Here is a 23,002-nt window from a genome sequence, read left to right on the forward strand (position 1 = left end):
GACGCGCCCAAAGGGGAGTTCTCATGTCGACAATTGCCGCGGCACCCGCCGTCGAGCCCAAGCCGCTTTACACCTCGCTGTTCGTCCAGGTCCTGGCTGCGCTGGTGCTTGGCGTCATCCTGGGAATGGCCGTCCCGGACTTCGCGATCGCGCTCAAGATCCTCAGCGACGCCTTCCTGAAGCTGATCTCGATGATCGTGGCGCCGATCGTGTTCTGCGTCGTCGTCCACGGCATTGCCGGTGCCGGCGACCTCAAGAAGGTCGGCCGCGTCGGCGTCAAGGCGCTGGTCTATTTCGAGGTCATGACGACCGTGGCGCTCGTGGTCGGCCTGCTGCTCGCCTATCTCTTCGGCCCCGGCCACGGCATGAACATCGATCCGTCGACGCTCGATGCCAAGGCGCTCAACACCTATGCCGACAACGCCCACAAGCTGTCCGGCGGCGGCATCGGCGCCTTCCTGATGAACGTGATCCCGACCACCTCCTTCGATGCGCTGTCGCGCAACGACGTGCTCCAGGTGCTGTTCTTCGCGGTGCTGTTCGGCGTCGGCCTCGCGCTCGTCGGCGGCGAGAAGGGTGTGCTCGTCACCTCCATCATCGATGCGGCTTCCACGGTGCTGTTCCGTGTCATGGGGCTGATCGTCCGAGTCGCGCCGCTTGGCGTGCTCGGCGCGGTCGCCTACACCGTCGGCAAATACGGCGTCGGCTCCTTGAAGCAGCTCGTATCGCTGGTGATGCTGTTCTACGTCTCGGTCGGCATCTTCGTGCTGGGCGTGCTCGGCGGCGTCATGGCGCTCGCGGGCATCAACATCCTCAAATTCCTCGCCTACCTGCGCGAGGAACTGACGATCGTGCTCGCAACGGCGTCCTCGGACGCCGTGCTGCCCCAGATCATGAAGAAGCTGGAGCGTATGGGCGTGAAGGATTCCGTGGTCGGCCTCGTCATCCCGACCGGCTATTCCTTCAATCTCGACGCCTTCTCGATCTACCTGACCCTTGCCGTCGTCTTCATCGCGCAGGCCACCAACACGCCGCTATCGTTCGGGGATCTCCTGCTGGTGCTCGGTGTCTCGCTCATCACATCGAAGGGCGCGCACGGCGTGCCCGGCTCGGCCATCGTGATCCTGGCCGCGACCTTGAACGCGGTGCCGAGCATCCCTGCAATCGGCCTCGTGCTGGTTCTCTCGGTCGACTGGTTCATCGGCATGGCCCGCGCGCTCGGCAACCTCGTCGGCAACTGCGTCGCGACCGTCGTGGTCGCCGCATGGGAAGGCGATCTCGACCGCGCCAAGGCGGCCAAGGTGCTCGAAGGCGGCGAACTCGTGGACGTGACGGCGGGATAACCCGCGGATCAGTCATTCCACTGGAGGAGCGGCGTTCCGTACGCCCTCCTCCAGACCGACAGGAAGCGCGGAAACCAGGAGTGGGCCACCGCGCCCTTGTAGGCCCAGGTGCGATATTTCAGCCCCTGCTCCGAGATCAGCTCCTGATAGCCGCCGTGGACCTCGGTCGCGGTGCGAATGTCCTTCAATATCCCTTGCGCGCAGGCCCGGTAGGTATCGCTGCCTGAGGCCTCATCAAAGTCCAGCATGCGATCCGCAAACTCGACGTTGAACGTCGGCCAGGACGAACGCCCCTGATAGGCTGGCGCTGCGATCTTGTGGATCATCTTGTTGCGCGGATTATCCGCCGACACCAGGAAGTGGAACGTGCTGGGGATGCGAAACCGTGGTTCGGCGATGATCAGATCCGTCGTAGCCGCGAACAACGCGCGTTCGCTCGTCTCGCTCATATCCCAGAAGCCGCGATGCACGCTGACGAAATCCAGCGCCACCGAGGACGCCGGCGAGCACGCGGGACCATCCAGGGAATGCCTGATATAGCCGTCCTTCCCGAACAGGCGAAGCAGATCTCTCTTGTACTGCGCGAGGTTGCGCCCGAGCAGCCGTTTCAGCTCGTTCTCGTCGACGATCCCAAGCTGCACGCCCCACACGAAGGTCGTGTAGACACAGGCATTGGTGACGAAACGCCGGCGCTCGGCACGGGTATCCGTTGCTGCGGAGCGAGGCCCGCTGGCGTCGCACAGCAAATATCTGGTGCCGTCAGCGTCGAATGACTCCAGCTCGCTCGCGAGCTTCACGATCGCACGCTTGAGGTCCCCGCCATACTCGCTCAGCAACAAACGGCCGGCATGCGCGCATTGCGACATCGCCAGATAGGACGACGTCCTCTCCTCGGCAGAGAGCATCTGTCGGAGGCCGGCGATAATACCGAGCAGCGTGTCCGAGGGCCGCGAGAAATAATTCACGCCGAGATACCGGCCGCGTCCCGCCGGCACGATGGTCGTCGTGACGACGTCGGCGCGAACCGCCTCCAGCAACAGGCGAACGCTCTTCTCGAGCAAACGAGCCCGTCGAACCGCGTCCTGTGCATCCATGATGGTCTCGGGGTCGAGGACATCGGGGTAGAACCAGGCGAAGTCGCGGGGGTAATAGGCAGATGCGTGCGGTGCGCCGGTGACGAGGAAGGCCTCGGTCACCGAAAAGGCGCTGTCCATCGAGTGCCGGTAGAGGTCCTCGATGGCCGACAACGAGTGATGCGACTTCCTCAGAAATCGATCACCGAGAAAATTGACCGCCTGAAGGGCGTTGGCGACGAAGGTCGCGGCCATGCCCTGGTAAAACCGATTTCCGTGGTGTGATGGCAAGGAAATGTCGCCGCTCATATGCCCCTGGTGTCTCATGATCCCGGCGATGGCCGGTCACCATTCCAAGCATGACCGATTCGTGTCTCACCCCGATGACGTCCGCCCCCCGGCAGTCAGTTCGCGCCGGCGCGGTCCTCCCGCGGCCTGAAATTCTCGATTACCCTGAGCAGCACCCGCGCGCCGGCGTCGGCATCGGCAAGCTCGACATGCTCGTCCGGGTGATGGCTGATACCGCCGCGGCAGCGGACGAAGATCATGCCGACGTCGGCGATATCGATCATGGCCATGCCGTCGTGCCCGGCCCCGCTCGGCAGCTCGAACACGGAGAGACCTTCCGCAGCGATCGCCTGCGCGATCTGCTGCTTCAGCCCGGGTGCGCAGGGCGCGGTGCGATTCTCATGGGTGACATCGAGCTGGAGCGTCAATTGCCTGCGCTTTGCGATCGCCTCGATCTGACGAACGACGTCGGCAACCGCGCGCTTGCGGTGCATGTCGGTCGGCGCGCGCATGTCGATGGTGAACGACACTTCGCCCGGAATGACGTTGGTCGCGCCGGGCCTCGCCTGGATGTAGCCAACGGTGCCGACGAGGCCGGCCTCGTCGGTTCGGCAGAACTGCTCGATCGCGCCGATGCATTCGGCCGCGCCAGTGAGTGCGTCGCGCCGGAGCGCCATCGGCACGGTGCCGGCGTGACCGGCCATGCCGGTCAGCCGCGCGGCAAGCCGCGTCGCGCCTGCAATCGCGGTGACCACGCCGACGGGCAAGTTCTGAGCCTCCAGCACCGGGCCCTGCTCGATGTGCAGTTCGAGATAGGCGAGCAGCTCGCGCCGGGCCCGCGCGGCCGCACCGATGTGATCGGGATCAAGGCCAAATTTCACGAGCGCATCGCGCATCGACACGCCGTCACGGTCACGCGTGTTCAACACGCTCTCGTCGAAGGTGCCCGCCACCGCACGGCTGCCGAGCAGGGTCGAGGCGAAGCGCACTCCCTCCTCGTCGGCGAAGCCGATGACCTCGATCGCAAACGGCAGGCGCTTGCCGCGGCGGTTGAGATCGGCGACGCAGGAGATCGCGGTGATCACGCCCAGCGGCCCGTCCCATTTGCCGGCATCGCGCACGGTGTCGTAATGCGAGCCGAGCATCAGGCAGGGTGCCCCCGGCCGCTCGCCTTCATACCGGCCGCAGACATTGCCGATCGCATCGAGATGCGCGCTCATGCCGGCCTCGCGCATCCAGCTCAAGATGAGGTCCGCGGCCTTGCGCAGCTCCTTGCTGAGGAAGATGCGGGTGAGTTTTTCGGGCTCTTCCGAGATCGCGCCGAGCTCGTTGATGCGGCGAACGATCTCCTTGCCGAGTGATGCTTCGTGAACGGTACCAGCGCCCATCTCGGCGAGCTTTCCATCTTCTGAGGACCCGGCGGTCCTGACGACAATCGATACAAGTTCGGTGCCAGCGAAAATCCTCCGGCACCGTCCAGTCAGCGCGTGGTTAGCATGAATGCGCCTTGTCGGCCGACCGTCCGAAGCTGGTCATGCACATCTGGAGCCGGTTAAGACTGCTTAACTCCACTGCATACAATGACGGAATATTGCCCATAAATTAATCTGCCACTTTCCTCGCCAAGTTCTCGATAATTATTATATCCATTATATTACAGATACTTAGTTGATGTTGCACTCTTCATAATCTCTGGCACGAAGCTTGCGACACTTGATCCCGGCTCCGCCAGGCTGGCGCAGCCGCGAGATCAAGGCGGGGCATCCGCCAAGGGGAGCGAGCAATGGATTCTGGCAGGATTTCACGACGTCATTTGTTGCAGGGCGGCGCGGCCCTCACCCTCGGCGCGGCAGCGGGCCTCCGCCCGGCCTTCGCGGCCGAGACCACCATCGGCTTCATCTATGTCGGCTCGCGCGACGACTATGGCTACAACCAGGCCCACGCGCAGGGCGCGGCGGCGCTGAAGAAGATTCCAGGCCTCAAGGTGGTCGAGGAGGAGAAGGTGCCGGAGACCGACGCGGTCGAGAAGACGATCGAGTCCATGATCAATCTCGACGGCGCCACCCTGCTCTTCCCGACCTCGTTCGGCTACTACAATCCGCACATGATCAAGATGGCCAACAAGTACCCGAAGCTGCGCTTCGAGCACTGCGGCGGCCTCTGGAGCGACAAGGATCCCAAGAACGCCGGCAGCTATTTCGGCTACATCGACGAAGCCCAGTACATCTCGGGCATCGTTGCCGGCCTGACGTCGAAGAGCAGCAAGCTCGGCTTCGTTGCGGCCAAGCCGATCCCGCAGGTGCTGCGCAACATCAACGCCTTCACGCTCGGCGCCAAGTCCGTCAATCCAAAGGCCACCACGCAGGTGATCTTCACCGGCGACTGGTCGATGCCGGTCAAGGAGGCCGAAGCCACCAACAGCCTGATCGATCAGGGCGTGGACGTGCTCACCTGTCACGTCGATGGCCCCAAGACCATGGTCGAGAACGCCGCGCGGCGCGGAGCCTTCGTCTGCGGCTATCACACCAACCAGTCGGCGCTGGCACCCAAGGCCTATCTCACCGGCGCCGAGTGGAACTGGGAAGCGCTCTATCCGAAGTTCGTCAAGATGATCGCCGCCGGCGAAGGCATCCCGAATTTCTACCGCGGCGGCCTGAAGGAAGAGATCGTGAAGGTCTCGCCCTATGGCGAAGCGGTCTCGGCCGAAGCGCGCAAGGCGGCCGACGAGGCCAAGGCAAAATTCCTGTCGGCAGAAGGCTACGCCATCTTCAAGGGCGGCCTCGTCGACAACAAGGGCAAGACGGTGATCCCCGCCGGTACCGACCGAGGCCAGAAGGATCCTGAACTGGAGAAGATGGACTATCTGGTCGAGGGCGTGATCGGAGCCACTTCGTGACCGCGGAAACGGCGGATTCCACGGAAGCGGCCGGGACAGTTGCCCCGGCCGCCGATTCCGGCTTCCTCCAGCGTTACGGCGGCACGATCGAATATGTCCTGATCCCGGGCGCGGCGCTCGTCGGCGCGCTCGCGGTATTCGGCATCTTCGTCGCGATGTTCGGCAAAAACCCGCTCGATCTCTATTTCTACATGTATTACGGCGCGTTCGGCACCTGGTTCTCCTGGCAGAACACGCTGACGCGCGCAGCGCCCCTGATCCTTACCGCACTCTGCACGGCGCTGCCGGCGCAGCTCGGCATGGTCATCATCGGCGGCGAAGGCGCGCTGCTGATCGGCGCACTGTCGGCGACCAGCGCCGCGCTGGCGCTTCAGGGCCTGCCGCCGTTCGTCGTGCAGGTCGCCATGGTCTGCGCCGGCGTGATCGGCGGCGGCCTGTGGATCATGCTGTCAGGCGCCCTGCGGCAGTATCGCGGCGTCAACGAGACCATCTCGAGCCTGCTGCTGGTCTACATCGCGCTGGCGATCCTCAATCATCTCGTCGAAGGGTTGATGCGCGACCCCGCCAGCCTCAACAAGCCTTCGACGCGTGAGATCGGCGCCGCCAACATGATCGGCTCCATTCCGGGCACCGACGTGCATTGGGGCCTCGTCTTCGGCCTGATCGCCGCGATCGCCTCTTACATTCTGATCTATCACACCGTGTTCGGCTTCGCCGCGCGGGTGGCCGGCGGCAACATCCGTGCTGCGAAGATCGTCGGCCTCGGCGTCAGCAAGCTGATCCTGACCGTCTGCTTCCTCGCCGGCGGCGCAGCGGGTCTTGCCGGCATGGTCGAGGTCGCCGCCGTGCAGGGCCGCACCAACGCCAATCTCGCGGCCGGCTACGGCTTCACCGGCATCCTCGTCGCCTTTCTCGCGCGGCAAAATCCGCTCGCCATCATTCCCGTCGCGATCCTGCTCGGCGGCATCAGCGCCAGCGGCGGCCTGCTGCAGCGCCGACTGGGACTACCCGATGCGTCCGTGCTGGTGCTTCAGGGCATCATCTTCGTCTTCGTGCTCGCCAGCGATGCGCTCTACGGCCGCATCGGATTCCTGAAGGGAAAATCCTGAGATGGCAGACGGATCGATCGGCCTCTGGACCGTCCCGCTCGCCGTGCTCGGCGGCGCCATTCGCGTCTCCACCCCGTTCCTGTTCGTAAGCCTGGGCGAATGCATTACCGAGCGCGCAGGCCGCATCAATCTCGGCCTCGAAGGCACGCTGGTGATGGGCGCGATGAGCGCCTATGGCATCTCTTATGTCACCGGCTCCCCGTGGCTCGGCGTGCTTGCCGCCGGCATCACCGGTGCGCTGCTGGGCGCGCTGCATGCCGGCATCTGCTCGCTGCCGCGCGTCAACGACGTTGCCGTCGGTATCGCCTTGATGCTGTTCGGCACCGGCCTTGCCTTCTATCTCGGCAAGCCATTGATCGAACCCACCGCGCCGCGACTGCCCGCGATCGATTTCGGCTGGTGGAGCGACATCCCTCAGGTGCGCGCCGCGCTGCGCATCAACGTGCTGTTCCTGATCGGAGTCGCGCTGGCGCCGATCCTTTATTGGGCCTTCCGCACCACGCGCTGGGGCCTTCTCATCCGCACCGCCGGCGAGAGCTCGGACGCCGCGCGCGCGATGGGCCATTCCGTGCTGCTGATCCGCCTGCGCGCCACCATGGTCGGCGGCTTCCTCGCCGGCATCGGCGGCTCGTTCCTGTCGCTGTTCTATCCCGGCAGCTGGAACGAGGGCCTTTCCTCGGGCCAGGGCATCACCGCCGTGGCGCTCGTGATCTTCGCGCGCTGGGATCCCCTGCTCTGCCTGTGGGCCTCGCTCGCCTTCGGCGGCGCCGCGGCGCTGGGGCCTGCGCTGCAATCGGTCGGCGTCACCTCCGGCTATCACCTCTTCAACGCTGCGCCCTACATCCTGACGCTGGCGATCATGATCATCACCTGCTCGCCGAAGCGAACGCTGACCGGCGCGCCCGCCGAACTCTCGATCACACGGTAACACGCACGAGGTCGTCCATGCCCGAGCGCTACATCAAGTCCGAGCCCTATGCCTGGCCCTACAATGGTGATCTCCGCCCCGAGAATACGGCGCTGATCATCATCGACATGCAGACCGATTTCTGCGGCGTCGGCGGCTATGTCGACAAGATGGGCTACGACCTCTCCCTGACGCGGGCGCCGATCGAGCCGATCAAGAGGCTGCTCGCCGCGATGCGTGCCCAAGGCTTTCACATCATCCATACCCGCGAGGGCCACCGCCCCGATCTCTCCGACCTGCCCGCCAACAAGCGCTGGCGCTCGCGCCAAATCGGCGCCGGCATCGGCGATCCCGGCCCCTGCGGCCGCATCCTGGTACGCGGCGAGCCCGGTTGGGACATCATCGAGGAACTGGCGCCGCTGCCGGGCGAGCCGATCATCGACAAGCCCGGCAAGGGTTCGTTCTGCGCCACCGACCTGGAACTGATCCTGCGCGTACGTGGCATCGAGAACATCGTGCTGACCGGCATCACCACCGACGTCTGCGTCCACACCACCATGCGCGAGGCCAACGACCGCGGCTTCGAATGCGTGCTGCTACATGATTGCTGCGGCGCCACCGACAAGAGCAACCACGACCACGCGCTGAAGATGATCAAGATGCAGGGCGGCGTGTTCGGCGCGGTCTCGACCTCCGACGCCTTCATCGGAGCCATTTCGTGATCATCGGCGAAACGCCTCCGCCGGCGGGCGCCTTCGGCGTCGATGCCATCGCCATGACCATGCGCTTCGGCGACTTCCTGGCGCTCGACAATGTCGAGCTGAAGGTACGGCCGGGCTCGTTCCATGCGCTGCTCGGCGAGAACGGCGCCGGCAAGTCGACCCTCGTCAAATGCATCATGGGCTATTATCACGCGACCGAAGGCGACATCCTCGTCGGAGGTCGCGAGCAGGCCATCGCCAACCCGAAGGACGCTCACGCGCTCGGCCTCGGCATGGTGTACCAGCACTTTACGCTGGTGCCGGCCATGACGGTTGCCGAAAACCTCGTGCTGGCGCGCGACGACGTGCCGGCCGTGGTGAACTGGCCAAAGGAGATGAAGGAGCTGGAGACGTTCCTTGCCCGGATGCCTTTCAAGGTGCCGCTCGGCGCAAAGGTCTCCGACATCTCCGCCGGCGAGCGCCAAAAGTGCGAGATCCTCAAGCAGCTCTATCTGAAGCGTCGCTTCCTGATCCTGGACGAGCCGACCTCGGTGCTGACGCCGGCGGAAGCGGACGAGGTGCTCGGCATGCTCCGCGACATGGTCGTCAGGGGCGAGCTGACCATCCTGATGATCACGCACAAGTTTCGCGAAGTCATGGCCTTCGCCGACGAGGTCACGATCCTGCGCCGCGGCAAGCTCGCCGGAGCCGGCAAGGTCACCGAGCTGACGCCCGACGCGATGGCCCGCACCATGATCGGCGCCGAGGAGCTGACCGTGCAGCCGCCGCGCACCGGCGAAGCCGGTCAGCCGAGGCTCGAACTGCAGAAGCTCCGCGCCCTCGACGACGCCGGCGCCGTTGCCGTGCACGACGTTTCCCTGACGGTGCGCGCCGGCGAGATCGTCGGCATCGCCGGCGTCTCCGGCAACGGCCAGCGCCAGCTCGTCGAAGTCTTGGCCGGCCAGCGCGAGGCCGAGAGCGGCGATATCCGCGTCGCCGGCGATCCCTATCACGCCAGCCGCGAGGAGATGCGGCGCCACAGGATGTCGCTGCTGCCCGAGGAGCCGCTGAAGAACGCCTGCGTCGGCGGCATGAGCGTCGCCGACAACATCGCCTTCCGCGAATTCGACCGCACGCCCCTCGCAAGCGGCGGCTGGTGGCTCAATCGCGGCGCCTTCCGCGACGACGCCAGGAAGAAGATCGGGCAATACAAGATCAAAACCCGCACGCCGGACACGCCGATCTCGTCGCTGTCAGGCGGCAACGTGCAGCGCGCCGTGCTCGCCCGCGAGCTTGCGGGCGACGTCGAGGTGCTGATCGCGGCCAATCCCTGCTTCGGCCTCGACTTCGCGGCGGTGGCGCAGATCCACGCCGAGATCATGGCGGCCCGCAATCGCGGCGCCGCGGTGCTGCTCGTCAGCGAGGACCTCGACGAATTGCTCGAACTGTCGGACCGTCTGGTGGTGATGTTCCACGGCGAATTCGTGTATGAAGCACGGACCAGCGAAGCCGATCTCACCGTGGTCGGCCGGCACATGGCGGGGCACTGACCGCGGAGGAGCGATGAGCGAGGCAACCGAACGCGACAAGCAGTTCTTGCGTTTGTCCTTCGCAATTGCCCGGCGCTCGCTCACCCATGGCAACCACCCCTTCGGCTGCATCGTCGTCGATGCGGACGGCAAAGTGCTGATCGAGAGCGAGAACGGCTACATGCCGGACCGCGACGGCACCGCCCATGCCGAGCGCCTCGCGGCCACCCAGGCCTGCCGCACGTTCAGCCGCGAGGTGCTGGCGAGGGCCACGCTCTATTCCTCGGCCGAGCCGTGCGCGATGTGCGCCGGCGCAATTTATTGGGCCGGCATCGGCCGCGTCGTCTATGGCCTCAGTGAGGAGCGCCTGCGCGGCGTCACCGGCAACCATCCGGAGAACCCGACGCTGGACCTGCCCTGCCGTGAGGTGTTTGCCAGCGGCCAGCGACCGACGGAGGTCGTCGGGCCGCTGCTCGAAGACGAAGCCGAATCGCTGCACGCCGGCGTGTGGACGAAATAGGCCGCCCCAAACTCCGATCCGTAGGGTGGGTTAGTTGGCGGATGCGCGAAGCGCATCCGCTGGCGTAACCCACCACGCGCTTCCGCGCCGCCAAACGAAGTTGGTGGGTTACACCTTCGGCTAACCCACCCTACGAAAACGGAATGACGCCGCGCATACCTGCGCGGCGCCATCCGAACCTGGAGATCGTCAACCGATCAGAACTTCACAGTGACGCCACCATAGACCGTCGACTCGGTGCAGCTGTTGGTGCTCTGGCCGGTCGCGGCGACGGTGCAGACGCCGGGCATGGCGTTGTGGTCGAGGCCGAACTTGTTCTGCCAGTAGCGGTAGGCGACCCAGAGATCGACGAAGTGCGAGTACTTGTCACCCCAGACCGCCTTCGAGGCATCGAAGGTCAGGCGGATCGGCTCGCTGTTCAGCTCCGTCTTCGAAGCGGTGGAGAAACGGCCGACGCCCGAGAGCGCAGGCAGGCCGTTGGAGTCGCCCTTCGGGCCATACCAGCCGGCGCGGCCGCTGATCGAGAAGTACTGCATGCTCGGCGGCAGGAAGCCGAGATCCATGTAGTAGTTGATTTCGACGGCCCAGGTCGGACGATAGCTGACATTGCCGTCCGAGTTACAGGTCACGCCCGCCACCCCCGGTCCGAACAGGCCGCACTGGGTGAAGGCGTTGTGGTTCAGGAACTCGTAGTACATCAAGGGCGCGACGTTGAAATAGCCCTTGTAGGGAAGGTCGAAGGCGAACTGGAGACCGGCAACGACGTCGCGCTTGGCCGGCGCGAGGAAGTTGTTCTCGGTGTTGGCGTCCATACCGACTTCGAACGAGATGTTATGCAGCGGCCCCATGGTGAAGGCCTTGGTGTTGAACAGTTCGTTCCAGCCGAAGGTCGAACGGAACAGGCCGTAGATCTCGGTTGCGCCGGCGCAGTCGGCGGCGCCGCCGGTGATGGTCACGCCCGGCGCGGTGCAGGGATTGGCAGGGTCGTTCTTCCCCGACTTGAACATCGAGATGGTGAAGAAGTTGGTGCCGTAGGCCCAGAGGTCGAAGTGGGTGAAGGAGTAGACCTGCTTGGCGGTGGTGCCGTTGATGCTGCCGTCGGGACGGACGCTCCACATGCCGGGATCGGTGCCCTTGGGCATGTAGGAGAACGACACGCGGTTGTCGATCACCAGGAAGAACGGGAGGTCAGGCGCCTTCTTGGCGGCCTTGACCGGCAAGTCCGCCGCCTGAGCCAGGCCACTTGTGGCAAGCGTAGCAAGTGACAGCGCAGCGGCTGCAACTGCCTTGAAACGAAACGACATCCTGAATACCCCCAAGTTTGGACACGTAAAAATGAACGTCCCTTGGGTGCGACACTTGCGCCGATCTCCCGGAGTGAGAAGCCTCAACTTTTTTCAAGGCATGCCGCTTGTTTTGGCAGCAGGCGACGTCTCCCTTCGAGATTTTGAGTGCATTTGCGGGGCGTGCGCCTTGTCACGCGGCGATGAGAGGCTGGCCATTGCCAGACATTCCCGTTTGATTTTGTTCGCATTTCGCGTCGAACGAACGAGGCAGCCAGGATTGCCGAGGGCGCATGATGCCGCGATCCGACATTGCATACGCGTCTTGGCGCGATTTTGCTCAGCTTCAGGTCGAGGCTGCACAGTGGGTTCCGATTTGGTTTGAACCGTCACAAATTTACAACAGGCGCCGCGCCCGAGCGGTACCCGCAAGGACGACCCTGGAGCGCGCGAGCGCCATCCGCGCCTGGCGAGAGCCACGACTCGCCGACACCACGCGCCTGCCGAAGCGTTGAGCAAGGGATGACGCTTTTTCACACCTTACGCGGCGGTTCAAACTAGCCCACTATTGAGGCACTTCACCCCATGCAAGCGCATCAGCGAATGTTAGATCCGACGCCTAACGGCCTGCATTCCGGCGAGTCCCCGTTGCTGACGACGATCGGGCTCACCAAGCGCTATGGCGATTTCCTCGCCAACGATTCCATCGACATCGACATCTGGCCCAAGGAGATCCACGCCCTGCTCGGCGAGAACGGCGCCGGCAAGTCGACGCTGGTCAAGGCGATCTACGGGCTGATCCAGCCCAGCGCCGGCGAGATCCGCTGGCAGGGCGAGCGAATCGTGCTGTCAGGCCCGTCCGAAGCGCGCAGCCGCGGCATCGGCATGGTGTTCCAGCACTTCTCACTGTTCGACAATCTCACCGTCGCCGAGAACGTCGCGCTCGGCCTCGATGGACGAGAATCCTTCAAGGACATGTCGGCGCGGCTGGAGCAGGTGTCGAAGACTTACGGTCTGCCGCTCGATCCCAGGCGCGAGGTCTGGCAATTGTCGGTCGGCGAGCGCCAGCGCATCGAGATCGTCCGCGCCCTGATGCAGGACCCGAAATTCCTGATCCTGGACGAGCCCACCGCGGTGCTGACGCCGCAGGAGGCCGACCAGCTCTTCATCGTGCTGGAGCGCCTCAAGGCCGAAGGCCGCGCCATCCTCTATATCAGCCACAAGCTGGAAGAGGTGAAGCGCCTCTGCGACACTGCGACGATCCTGCGTGGCGGCAAGAAGGTCGAGACCTGCAATCCCAGGCTGGAGACCGCAGCTTCGCTCGCCCGCATGATGGTCGGCGGCGAGATCAAGGAAGTGAGGGCCCCCGCCGGCCGGAAGACCACGGTGCCGCGCCTCGTCGTCAACGATCTCTCGCTTGCGCCGGGCGAAGCGCACGGCGTGCGGCTCGAGCACATCTCGTTCGAGCTGAAGGGCGGCGAGATCCTCGGCATCGCCGGCGTCGCCGGCAACGGCCAGGACGAGCTCTTTGCCGCGCTCTCCGGCGAGCGGCTGTCCAAGGATCCCGGCACCGTGGTGATCGAAGGCATCGCTGCCGGCCATCTCTCGATCACGCAGCGGCGCAAGCTGGGCGCGGCTTTCGTGCCTGAGGAGCGGCTCGGCCACGGTACCGCGCCGCGCATGAAGCTCTCGGAGAACGCTCTGCTCACCGGGCACGCAGCGAGCGGCATGGTCCATCACGGCTTCATCGACACCGCGGCGACGCTGAAGACCGTCGACCGCGCGACCGAAACCTTTGATGTACGCAAGGCCAAGCGCGATCCCGAGGCCGCGAGCCTGTCCGGCGGCAATCTGCAAAAATTCATCGTGGGACGCGAGATCCTGCGCAATCCGGCGGTGCTGGTGGTGAGCCAGCCGACGTGGGGCGTCGATGCCGGCGCTGCCGCGGTGATCCGCCAGGCGCTGCTCGATCTCGCCACCGCGGGCGCCGCCGTGCTGGTGACCAGCCAGGATCTCGACGAGCTCGCCGAGATCGCCGACCGCATCGCTGTGATGTTCCACGGCCGGCTCTCGGCCCCGCTCGCAACGAGTGAAGCGACCCGCGAAAAGCTCGGCCTTCTCATGGGCGGTAGCAGCCTGGAGCCGAAGGAGGCCGCGCATGCAGTTGGTGCTTGAGAAGCGCGCCGAGCGCTCTGGCACGATCGCGCTGGTCTCGCCGCTGATCGCGATCGGCCTGACGATCGTCACCATGACCATCCTGTTCGCGATCCTCGGCAAGAATCCGCTGCTCGCGCTGCATGCCTATTTCGTCGCGCCTCTCACCGACGGCTATTCGCTGCAGGAGATCGCTGTGAAGGCGACGCCGCTGGTGATGATCGCGATCGGCCTGTCACTCTGTTATCTCGCCAATGCCTGGAACATCGGCGCCGAGGGGCAATTCCTGATCGGCGCGGTCGCCGGAAGCTGGATCGCGGTGAAGACGCAGGGCACCGATGCCGGCGCCTGGGTGCTGCCGGCCATGCTCGTGCTCGCGGCCGCCGCCGGCGCGCTGTACGCGCTGATCCCGGCGATCTGCAAGGTGAAGTTTGGCGCCAGCGAGATCCTGACCAGCCTGATGCTGGTCTATGTCGCCGATCTCTTTCTCGACTATCTCGTGCGCGGCCCCTGGCGCGATCCGCACGGCTTCAATTTCCCGACCACCGCGGAGTTCGATCCGGTCGCAACCGTTCCGCTGCTGATCGAAGGCGGGCGGCTGCATCTCGGCTCGATCATCGCGCTGCTCGTCGTCGCGGCGGCCGCGATCCTGCTCGGGCGCACCATCAAGGGTTTCGAGATCCGCGTGGTCGGCGCCGCCCCACGCGCAGCACGGTTCGGCGGCTTCAATGCCAACCAGCTGATCATCCTGACCTTCGCGGTTTCCGGCGCGCTGGCGGGCCTTGCCGGCATCATCGAGGTCGCCGGTCCCGTCGGGCATCTCCAGCCCGGCATCTCGCCGGGCTACGGCTTCACCGCGATCATCGTCGCGTTTCTCGGCCGGCTGAACCCGCTTGGAATATTAATTGCAGGCCTTTTTCTCGCACTGACCTTTATCGGCGGCGAGCAGGCGCAGATCGCGATGAAGATCCCGTTGGATGTGACCAAGGTGTTTCAGGGCATTCTGCTGTTCTACGTGCTCGCCTGCGACTCCCTCATTCTCTACCGCTTCAAGCTGGCGTTCCCGAACCGACAGGTGACCCGTGGAGCTGGTTGAAGCCATCATCCTCGCGGTGCTCGCCGCGTCGACGCCGCTCTTGATCGCCGCGACCGGCGAGCTCGTGACCGAGCGCTCCGGCGTGCTCAATCTCGGCGTCGAAGGCATGATGATCGTCGGCGCAGCCTGTGGTTTTGCCGGCGCCTGGCTGACCGGATCGATCTTCATCGGCGCACTGTTCGGCATCGTCGCGGGCACGCTGATGTCGCTGGTCTTCGCACTGATGGCGCTCGGGCTCGCGGTCAACCAGGTCGCGACGGGGCTCGCGCTGACCATTCTCGGCATCGGGCTGTCGGGTTTGATCGGCGCCGGCTTCGTCGGCGAGCGCATAACGCCGGCCGTGCATCTCTATATCCCCGGCCTCACCGATATTCCGCTGATCGGCCGCGTGCTGTTCGGCGAGGACGGCTTCGTCTATTTCTCCGTCGCGCTGATCATCGGCGTCTGGTGGTTTCTGTACCGCACGCGAGCGGGATTGATCCTGCGCGCCTGCGGCGACAATCACGTCTCCGCGCATGCGCTCGGCTATCCCGTGCTGCGCATCCGCACCTTCGCCGTGATGTTCGGCGGCGCCTGCGCTGGCCTTGCCGGCGCTTATCTGCCGCTCGCCTATACGCCGTTCTTCATTCCCGGCATGACTGCCGGCCGCGGCTGGATCGCGCTGGCGCTGGTGGTGTTCGCGTCCTGGCGGCCGGGCCGGCTCGTGGTCGGCGCCTATCTGTTCGGTGCGGTGACGATCCTGCAACTGCACGCGCAGGGCTGGGGCGTCGGCATTCCCTCGCAATTCATGTCGGCGCTGCCTTACCTCGCGACCGTCATCGTGCTGGTCCTGCTCTCCCGCGCGCGCACCGGCGGCTCGACCGCGCCGGCCGCGCTCGGCACCGTGTTCGTGCCTGACCGCTGAGTTTCATTTCCGCGGCGTGTGCGATGGGGCGCGCACGTTGCGGATCGTGGCTTTCCCCTGATGTTTGGAGATTGATGATGAGGAAATCACTTCTTGCGCTGGCTTCCGGCCTTTTGCTTGCCGGGAGCATCAGCGCAGCCTCCGCCGCCGACAAGCTGAAGGTCGGCTTCATTTACCTGGGCCCGATCGGAGACCTCGGCTGGACCTACCAGCATGACGTCGGCCGCCAGGCGCTGGTGAAGGAATTGGGCGACAAGATCGAGACCACCTATCTCGAGAACGTGCCCGAAGGCCCCGACGCCGAGCGCGCCATCGAGCAGCTCGTCCGCGCCGGCAACAAGCTGATCTTCACGACGTCGTTCGGCTACATGGACCCGACGCTGAAGGTCGCCAAGAAGTATCCGAACGTGCATTTCGAGCACGCCACCGGCTACAAGCGCGACAAGAACATGTCGACCTATTCGGCCAAGTGGTACCAGGGCCGCTACATCCAGGGCCTGATCGCGGCCAAGATGTCGAAGTCCGGGGTGCTCGGCTATATCGGCTCGTTCCCGATTCCGGAGGTCGTCTCCGGCATCAACGCGACGATCCTGGCGGCGCAGACCATCAACCCGAACATCAAGGTCAAGATCATCTGGGCCAACACTTGGTTCGACCCGGGCAAGGAAGCCGACGCCGCCAAGGCGCTGATCGACCAGGGCGCCGACGTGATCATGCAGCACACGGATTCGCCGGCCGCCATGCAGATCGCCAGCGAGCGCGGCAAGCTCGCCTTCGGCCAGGATTCCGAGATGATCAAGTTCGGGCCCAAGACCCAGCTGACCTCGATCCTCGACACCTGGGGCCCCTACTACATCGAGCGCGTCAAGGCCGAGCTCGCCGGAACCTGGAAGTCCGAGGACACTTGGGGCGGCCTCGACAGCCACATGTTCGCGATGGCGCCCTATACGAACATGCCCGACGACGTGAAGAAGATGGCCGAGGATGCCCAGGCCGCGATCACCGCAGGCAAGCTGCATCCGTTCAAGTGCCCGGTCATTGGGCAGGACGGCAAGGAGGTCGAGTGCAAGGGCGGCGCCAATCTCGCTGACGGCCAGATCCTCGGCATGAATTTCTATGTGAAGGGCATCGACGACAAGCTGCCGGGCAAGTAGCACGCTTCTTGCATTGCCTAAATCACCTGCTCCTCCCGGAGGAGGTTCGGAGGGGGTGGCCAGAAGCACCCGGCACTTGTGGTCGCCCCCTCTTTCAATTTTCGGTCCGATTATCCCGCCTGCATGGCCCGCGCCGCCGAACTGTGGCGGCGGATGAGGTCAGCGACATCCAGGCCCGGGATCGCGCCGTCGATCACCGCCCATTGCCCCGCCACCATGACCCGGTCGGCCCGATGCGCCCCGCACAGCACCAGCGCGGCCAGGGGATCGCCATGGCCGGAGAAGCGCAGCTCGTCGAGCTTGAACAGCGCCAGGTCCGCCGCCTTGCCGACCGCGATCTCGCCGAGCTCGGGACGGCCGACGCAGGCTGCCGAGCCCCTGGTCGCCCAGCGCAGCGCATCCTTGTGGCTGACTTTCGTCACCCCGTAGCGCGCCCGCTGCAGCAGGAAGGCCGCACGCACCTCCTGCATCAGGTTCGATCCGTCGTTCGAGGCCGAGCCGTCGACCCCGATACCGATGCCGACGCCGGCCTCCTCCATCTCGCACACCGGGCAGCAGCCGGACGCCAGCAGCTGGTTGCTGCAGGCACAGTGGCTGACGGTCGTCCCGGCCTTGCCGAGCCGCCTCATCTCGTCCGGATTGAAGAAGATTCCGTGGGCGAGCCAGGTCCGCGCATTGAGCCAGCCGCATTGCTCGAGATAGTCGAGCGGACGGCAGCCATACATCTCTTGACAGAATCTGTTCTCGTCCTCGGTCTCGGCGAGATGGGTGTGCAGGCGCACGTCGAGCTCGTCGGCGAGATCGGCGGTGGCGCGCATCAACGACGTCGTCACCGAGAACGGCGAGCACGGCGCCAGCGCGATCTGCACCATCGCATCCGCGCCGCGCTGGTGATACTTGCTTACCACGCGCGCGCTGTCGGCGAGGATCGTGTCCTCGTCCTGCACGACGCTGTCGGGCGGCAGCCCACCGTCACGCTGCGACAGGTTCATCGAGCCGCGCGTGAGCAGCACGCGCATGCCGAGCCGCTTTGCGACGCCGACCTCGATATCGACGGACTCCTCGAGCCCCGCCGGGAAGACATAGTGATGATCGGTCGTGGTGGTGCAGCCCGACAGCAGCAGCTCGGACATCGCCACGGTGACGCCGAGTTCCAGCCGCTCCGGCGTCAGCGTCGCCCACACCGGATAGAGCGCCTGGAGCCAGGGAAACAGCTCGCGGTCCATTGCCGCAGGCAGCGCGCGCGTCAGCGTCTGGTAGAAGTGATGATGCGTGTTGATGAGGCCGGGCAGGACGACGTGCTCGCCCGCATCGAACACCGCGACGTCAGCGGTTGCAGGCGTGCCGCCGGCCGGCACGAGCTCGACGATCCGGCCATCCCTGACCACGATCCCGCGCTCGGCGCCGTCGGCGAGGATGGCCAGCGGATCCCTGATCCAGATTGGCTTTGCATCGCTCATGAGCCTGCTTCTCCCCACATCTGCGGACGCCAGTCCTGCAAGCCGGACGCCAGTCCGAACACGTTCATGCCATGACTTTGCTTGTTGCGACTTGGCTCCGGTCTTGCAAGACTCTATCGCACGATTCACCGGCGGAAGCTCTTGGCGCAGCCATGGATTTGAATACCATCACAGCGGTCGCCCATCCGCAAACGCGCGCGCAGCTGCCCGTTTGGACGCCAGGTGATGCTTGGCTCGCAGGCGGCACCTGGCTGTTCTCGGAGCCGCAAGCGCACCTCACGCGGCTCATTGATCTCACCGATCTGAAATGGCCTGCGCTGACGATCACGGATAGCCACCTCTCCATCGCCGCCACCTGCACCGTCGCGCAGATCGATGGGCTCACCTGTCCGCCCGACTGGCTCGCTGCGCCGCTGATCAACCAGTGCTGCCGCGCCTTCCTTGCATCGTTCAAGATCTGGAAGACGGCGACCGTCGGCGGCAATCTCTGCATGTCGTTGCCGGCTGGACCGATGATTTCCCTCACCTCCGCGCTCGACGGCGTCTGCACCATCTGGAAGGCCGGCGGCGGCGAGCAGAAGATTCCGGTCATCGATTTCGTCACCGGCAACCAGCGCAATCGCCTGACGCCGGGCGACCTGCTCAGGCAGATCGACATCCCGATCGCGGCCTTGAGGCGCCGCACGGCGTTTCGCCAGATCTCGCTGGCGCCGGTCGGCCGCTCGGCGGTGCTCCTCATCGGCAGCCTCGATGGCGATGGCACGCTGGCGCTAACGGTCACCGCATCGACGGTGCGACCGATCCGATTGTCGTTCCCCACGCCGCCCGATGCGAACGCGCTGCGCGATTCGATCATGCAGCAGATCACCGATGACCTCTACCACACCGACATCCACGGCAAGCCGCTCTGGCGCAAGCACATGACGTTGCGGCTCGCCGAGGAGATCCGCGGCGAGCTCCTGGGGGCAACATCATGAGCTTCGAGGTCAATGGAACGAGGTTCGCGCAGGAGCCGCGCGCCGGTCAGTGCCTGCGCACGTTCCTGCGCGAGCTCGGCCATTTCGGCGTGAAAAAGGGCTGCGACGCCGGCGATTGCGGCGCCTGCACCGTGCTGCTCGACGGCGAGCCGGTGCATAGCTGCCTGATCCCGGCGTTCCGCGCCGAGGGGCGCACCGTCACCACGATCGAGGGTCTCGGCGGCGACCATGGCGCGCATCCGATGCAGCAGGCTTTCCTCGATGCGCAAGGCTTCCAGTGCGGCTTCTGCACCGCCGGCATGATCCTGACCTGTGCCTCGCTGAACCAGGCCCAGCGCACCGACCTCGGCGCGGCGCTGAAGGGCAATATCTGCCGCTGCACCGGCTATCGCGCGATCGAGGACGCACTGCTCGGCAAGTCCAATGTCGAGGAGAGTGTCGAGGCCGGCGCCGCCTTCGGCCGCAGCCTGCCGGCTCCCGCAGGTCCGGATGTCGTGCGCGGCAAAGCGCGCTACACGTTCGACACGCAGATCGATGGCCTGCTGCATATCAAGCTGCTGCGCTCGCCTCACGCGCACGCGAGAATCGTCGCGATCGACAAGTCTGCGGCCCTGAGCGTTCCCGGTGTGCACGCGGTGCTGACGCATGAGGACGCACCGTCCGTCCTGATCTCGACCGCGCGACACGAGAAGGACTGGATGGACCCCGAGGACACCCGCGTCCTCGACGACGTCGTGCGCTTCATCGGACAGAGAGTCGCCGCGGTCGTGGCCGAGAGCGAGGGCGCGGCCGAGGAAGCTTGCCGCCGGCTCAAGGTCGAGTACGAGATCCTGCCGGCGCTGATCGATCCGGAGCAGGCGATGGCGCCGGGTGCGCCGATCATTCATCCCGACCGCACCACGGCGGACCGCATCGCCGACGCCCAGCGCAATCTGGCGGCCGAGACACACGGCGAGTACGGCGATGTCGCGGCGGCGCTCGCGACATCCGCCGTCACCTTTGAGGCCACCTTCCACAGCCATCGCGTGCAGCATGCCGCGCTGGAGACCCATGGCGGTCTCGCCTGGCTCGACGACGCCGGCATTCTCAATGTCCGTACCTCGACACAGGTGCCGTTCCTGACCCGGCGCGCGCTGTCCGACATCTTCGAGCTTCCGATGGACAAGGTCCGCGTGTTCTGCGAACGCGTCGGCGGCGGGTTTGGAGGCAAGCAGGAGATGTTCGTCGAGGACATCCTTGCGCTCGCCGCGCTCAGGACCGGGCGGGCGGTGAAGCTGGAGCTCACCCGCGAGGAGCAGTTCATCGCGACCTCGACGCGACATCCGATGCGGGTCCACATCAAGGCCGGCGCCGATGCCGATGGCAAGCTCACCGCGCTCCAGCTCGACGTGCTCTCCAACACCGGCGCTTACGGCAATCACGCCGGTCCGGTCATGTTCCACTCGCTGTCCGAATCCATCGCAGTCTACAATTGCCCGAACAAGCGGGTGGACGGCTACGCCGTCTACACCAACACGGTGCCGGCGGGCGCATTTCGCGGCTATGGCCTGCCGCAGACGCTGATCGCGATCGAGGCCGCGATCGACGAGCTGGCGAAGCAGCTCGGCATCAGCCCCTACGAGATGCGCCGGCGCAACATCGTCCGGTTGGGCGATCCCATGCTGTCGCCGCCGCCGTCCGAATTTCACGACGTGCTCTATGGCTCCTATGGGCTCGACCAATGCATCGACCTCGTCGAGCGCGCGATGCAGGCGGATGGCCCGCAGCCGGAGCTCTCGCCGGAATGGCTGATCGGCGACGGCGTCGCGCTGACCATGATCGACACCGTGCCGCCCGCCGGCCACATCGCGGATGCGACGATCGCGCTCAACGACGACGGCGGCTTCGACCTCACCGTCGGCACCGCCGAGTTCGGCAACGGCACCAGCACCGTCCACCGCCAGATCGCGGCGACCATTCTGGCGACCACCGTCGACAGGATTTTCCTGCGCCAGTCCGACACCGCCCATGGCGGCCACGACACCGGCGCCTATGGCAGCGCCGGCACCTTCGTCGCCGGCAAGGCGACGCAGGCCGCCGCCACGCAGCTTGCGACCGAACTAAAGGCTGCGGCCGCGGCCGCCTGGCTTTGCGATGTCGGTGGTTGCACGCTCGAGGGCGAGACAGTCGTCAGCGGCGTGCGCCGGATGTCCTTTGTTGAATTGGCCAAGCTTGCGCGCGAACGCGGCCAGCCGCTCACAGGCAGCGGCAATTCGGGCGGCACGCCGCGCTCGGTCGGCTTCAACGTGCAGGGCTTTCGCGTCGCGGTGAACAAGGGGACCGGCGAGCTCAGGATTCTCAGGAGCGTGCAGGCCGCGGATGCCGGAATCGTCGCCAATCCCATGCAGTGCCGCGGCCAGGTCGAGGGCGGCGTGGCGCAAGCGCTCGGTGCTGCGCTCTACGAGGAGATGGTGATCGACGAAGGCGGCCGCGTCACCAATCCGAAGTTCCGCGACTACCACCTGCCCTCCTTCGCCGACGTTCCGCGCACAGAGGTGTTGTTCGCGGAGACGTCGGATACGATCGGCCCGCTTGGCGCCAAGTCGATGAGCGAGAGTCCGTACAATCCGGTCGCTGCGGCACTCGGCAATGCGATCGCGGACGCCACCGGCATCCGCTTCACCGCGCCGCCCTTCAAGCCGGACCGGTTGTTTCCGGCGCTACACGAGAAGTTCGGCAGCTAGCTGCCGCGATAGGTCGCGTAGCTCCAGGGCGTCACCAGCAGCGGCACGTGGTAGTGATTTTCCGGCTCGCTGACGGCGAAGCGCAGCGGGATCTCGTCGAGGAACGGCGGGTCCGACAGCGGCACGTTGCGCTCGGCGTAATATTTGGCGACGCTGAAGCGAAGCTCGTAGCGACCGATCGGCAGTGGGCGGCCGCCGATCAGCGGCTGATCGGTACGGCCATCTGCGTTCGTGACGGTCCGCGCGATGATGCGGTTTTCGCCTAGCGCGGAGAGCTCGACGAGCTCCACCGGGATGCCGGGCGCGGGCTTGCCGGCGTGGTTGTCCAGCACATGCGTGGAGAGGCGCCCGTGCACCTTCAGCCTGTCGTCGGCGACGACGAGCTGATCGAGCCGCAGCGCCGAGATACGGCCAATCTCCTCGATCGCGCGACGCGTCTCGGTCTTGGCGATGTTGAGGAGCCGCGTCTCGAAATCGCGCAGCACGGAATCCTTGGTGTGACGCCGCACGCAGACGATATAGGGGAAGCCGAACTTCTCGCGGTACGCGTTGTTGACGCGCTCGAACGCGGCGTATTCGGCATCCGACAGCCGGTCGAGGCCGGCGCTGTTCTGCTCGTCGGTCGATTCCGCCGTGAGGCCCGCCGCGCGCTGGGTCTTGTTGGCGAGATCCGGATGCGCGCGGATCAGCGCGAGCTGCACGTCGGGCTCGGCAGCCTGGATCGCCGCCATCAGCGCGGCGTGCAATTGATTGATGCCGGTGAACGGTCGCTGCGCCGCGATTTTCTCGGCGATCCACGGCGAGTATTCGACGACGTTGGCGAGGGCGGCGACGAAATCTGCCTTGCTTGCAGCATTGAGATCGGCGAGCGAAATCTGCGACATC

General features: G+C 65.4%; 18 protein-coding genes. 13 read left to right on the forward strand and 5 right to left on the reverse strand.

Annotated features, from left to right (window positions below; genetic code table 11):
* The first annotated feature begins 23 nt into the window (after window positions 1-23).
* Window positions 24-1,343 (forward strand): dicarboxylate/amino acid:cation symporter, encoded by a 1,320-nt coding sequence (locus XH79_RS37685; protein WP_212342502.1) that lies wholly within the window; start codon window positions 24-26, stop codon window positions 1,341-1,343.
* An 8-nt stretch (window positions 1,344-1,351) separates the two neighbouring features.
* Here XH79_RS37685 and XH79_RS37690 read toward each other — a convergent pair whose 3' ends face one another.
* Together XH79_RS37690 and XH79_RS37695 are read right to left on the reverse strand one after the other, a co-directional pair.
* On the reverse strand, window positions 1,352-2,725 hold the full coding sequence (locus XH79_RS37690) for a hypothetical protein (RefSeq protein WP_212342501.1): 1,374 nt from the start codon (window positions 2,723-2,725) through the stop codon (window positions 1,352-1,354).
* A gap of 95 nt (window positions 2,726-2,820) precedes the next feature.
* Window positions 2,821-4,092, reverse strand: a complete 1,272-nt coding sequence (locus tag XH79_RS37695; protein ID WP_212342500.1) for an allantoate amidohydrolase — start codon at window positions 4,090-4,092, stop codon at window positions 2,821-2,823.
* A 395-nt stretch (window positions 4,093-4,487) separates the two neighbouring features.
* On the opposite strand from XH79_RS37695, the gene XH79_RS37700 reads away from it, so the two are divergent.
* The 6 genes from XH79_RS37700 to XH79_RS37725 are packed head-to-tail and all read left to right on the forward strand — an operon-like array spanning window position 4,488 to window position 10,366.
* A complete protein-coding gene (locus XH79_RS37700; RefSeq protein WP_271584967.1) occupies window positions 4,488-5,600 on the forward strand; it encodes a BMP family ABC transporter substrate-binding protein in 1,113 nt (370 codons plus the stop codon).
* On the forward strand, window positions 5,597-6,709 hold the full coding sequence (locus tag XH79_RS37705) for an ABC transporter permease (protein ID WP_271584968.1): 1,113 nt from the start codon (window positions 5,597-5,599) through the stop codon (window positions 6,707-6,709). The genes XH79_RS37700 and XH79_RS37705 overlap by 4 nt, the downstream gene beginning before the upstream one ends.
* A 1-nt stretch (window position 6,710) precedes the next feature.
* On the forward strand, window positions 6,711-7,637 hold the full coding sequence (locus tag XH79_RS37710) for an ABC transporter permease (RefSeq protein WP_271584969.1): 927 nt from the start codon (window positions 6,711-6,713) through the stop codon (window positions 7,635-7,637).
* 17 nt (window positions 7,638-7,654) lie between these two features.
* Window positions 7,655-8,338, forward strand: coding sequence for a biuret amidohydrolase (gene biuH / locus XH79_RS37715; protein WP_212342495.1), 684 nt, complete (start codon window positions 7,655-7,657; stop codon window positions 8,336-8,338).
* On the forward strand, window positions 8,335-9,867 hold the full coding sequence (locus XH79_RS37720; protein ID WP_271584970.1) for an ABC transporter ATP-binding protein: 1,533 nt from the start codon (window positions 8,335-8,337) through the stop codon (window positions 9,865-9,867). The genes biuH and XH79_RS37720 overlap by 4 nt, the downstream gene beginning before the upstream one ends.
* A 13-nt stretch (window positions 9,868-9,880) precedes the next feature.
* Window positions 9,881-10,366, forward strand: coding sequence for a nucleoside deaminase (locus tag XH79_RS37725; RefSeq protein ID WP_212342493.1), 486 nt, complete (start codon window positions 9,881-9,883; stop codon window positions 10,364-10,366).
* A 197-nt stretch (window positions 10,367-10,563) separates the two neighbouring features.
* Here XH79_RS37725 and XH79_RS37730 read toward each other — a convergent pair whose 3' ends face one another.
* Window positions 10,564-11,670 (reverse strand): hypothetical protein, encoded by a 1,107-nt coding sequence (locus XH79_RS37730; protein ID WP_212342492.1) that lies wholly within the window; start codon window positions 11,668-11,670, stop codon window positions 10,564-10,566.
* Between the two features lie 582 nt (window positions 11,671-12,252).
* On the opposite strand from XH79_RS37730, the gene XH79_RS37735 reads away from it, so the two are divergent.
* The 4 genes from XH79_RS37735 (at window position 12,253) to XH79_RS37750 (ending at window position 16,957) form a co-directional block, all read left to right on the forward strand.
* Window positions 12,253-13,824, forward strand: a complete 1,572-nt coding sequence (locus tag XH79_RS37735) for an ABC transporter ATP-binding protein (protein ID WP_271584971.1) — start codon at window positions 12,253-12,255, stop codon at window positions 13,822-13,824.
* Window positions 13,808-14,899, forward strand: coding sequence for an ABC transporter permease (locus XH79_RS37740; protein ID WP_271584972.1), 1,092 nt, complete (start codon window positions 13,808-13,810; stop codon window positions 14,897-14,899). Before XH79_RS37735 ends, XH79_RS37740 begins: the two co-directional genes overlap by 17 nt.
* The gene (locus XH79_RS37745) at window positions 14,886-15,803 is read left to right on the forward strand and encodes an ABC transporter permease (RefSeq protein ID WP_271584973.1); all 918 of its coding nucleotides are present in this window, start codon (window positions 14,886-14,888) and stop codon (window positions 15,801-15,803) included. The genes XH79_RS37740 and XH79_RS37745 overlap by 14 nt, the downstream gene beginning before the upstream one ends.
* A gap of 77 nt (window positions 15,804-15,880) precedes the next feature.
* On the forward strand, window positions 15,881-16,957 hold the full coding sequence (locus XH79_RS37750; RefSeq protein ID WP_271584974.1) for a BMP family ABC transporter substrate-binding protein: 1,077 nt from the start codon (window positions 15,881-15,883) through the stop codon (window positions 16,955-16,957).
* 110 nt (window positions 16,958-17,067) lie between these two features.
* Here XH79_RS37750 and XH79_RS37755 read toward each other — a convergent pair whose 3' ends face one another.
* Window positions 17,068-18,417 carry an 8-oxoguanine deaminase gene (locus XH79_RS37755; protein WP_271584975.1) on the reverse strand — a complete coding sequence of 450 codons (1,350 nt, stop codon included), beginning with the start codon at window positions 18,415-18,417 and terminating at the stop codon, window positions 17,068-17,070.
* A gap of 152 nt (window positions 18,418-18,569) precedes the next feature.
* Between XH79_RS37755 and XH79_RS37760 the strand changes: the two genes are divergently transcribed.
* Window positions 18,570-19,394, forward strand: a complete 825-nt coding sequence (locus tag XH79_RS37760) for an FAD binding domain-containing protein (RefSeq protein ID WP_271584976.1) — start codon at window positions 18,570-18,572, stop codon at window positions 19,392-19,394.
* Complete coding sequence (locus XH79_RS37765; RefSeq protein ID WP_271584977.1) at window positions 19,391-22,117, forward strand: molybdopterin-dependent oxidoreductase; 2,727 nt, start codon at window positions 19,391-19,393, stop codon at window positions 22,115-22,117. The genes XH79_RS37760 and XH79_RS37765 overlap by 4 nt, the downstream gene beginning before the upstream one ends.
* On the opposite strand, the gene uraD is transcribed toward XH79_RS37765, so the two are convergent.
* On the reverse strand, window positions 22,114-23,001 hold the full coding sequence (gene uraD, locus XH79_RS37770; RefSeq protein WP_212342478.1) for a 2-oxo-4-hydroxy-4-carboxy-5-ureidoimidazoline decarboxylase: 888 nt from the start codon (window positions 22,999-23,001) through the stop codon (window positions 22,114-22,116). The genes XH79_RS37765 and uraD overlap by 4 nt on opposite strands.
* Window position 23,002: the final 1 nt, after the last annotated feature.

Source organism: Bradyrhizobium sp. CCBAU 45389 (genome assembly GCF_028128625.1).
GTDB classification, from domain to species: Bacteria; Pseudomonadota; Alphaproteobacteria; order Rhizobiales; family Xanthobacteraceae; genus Bradyrhizobium; species Bradyrhizobium liaoningense_B.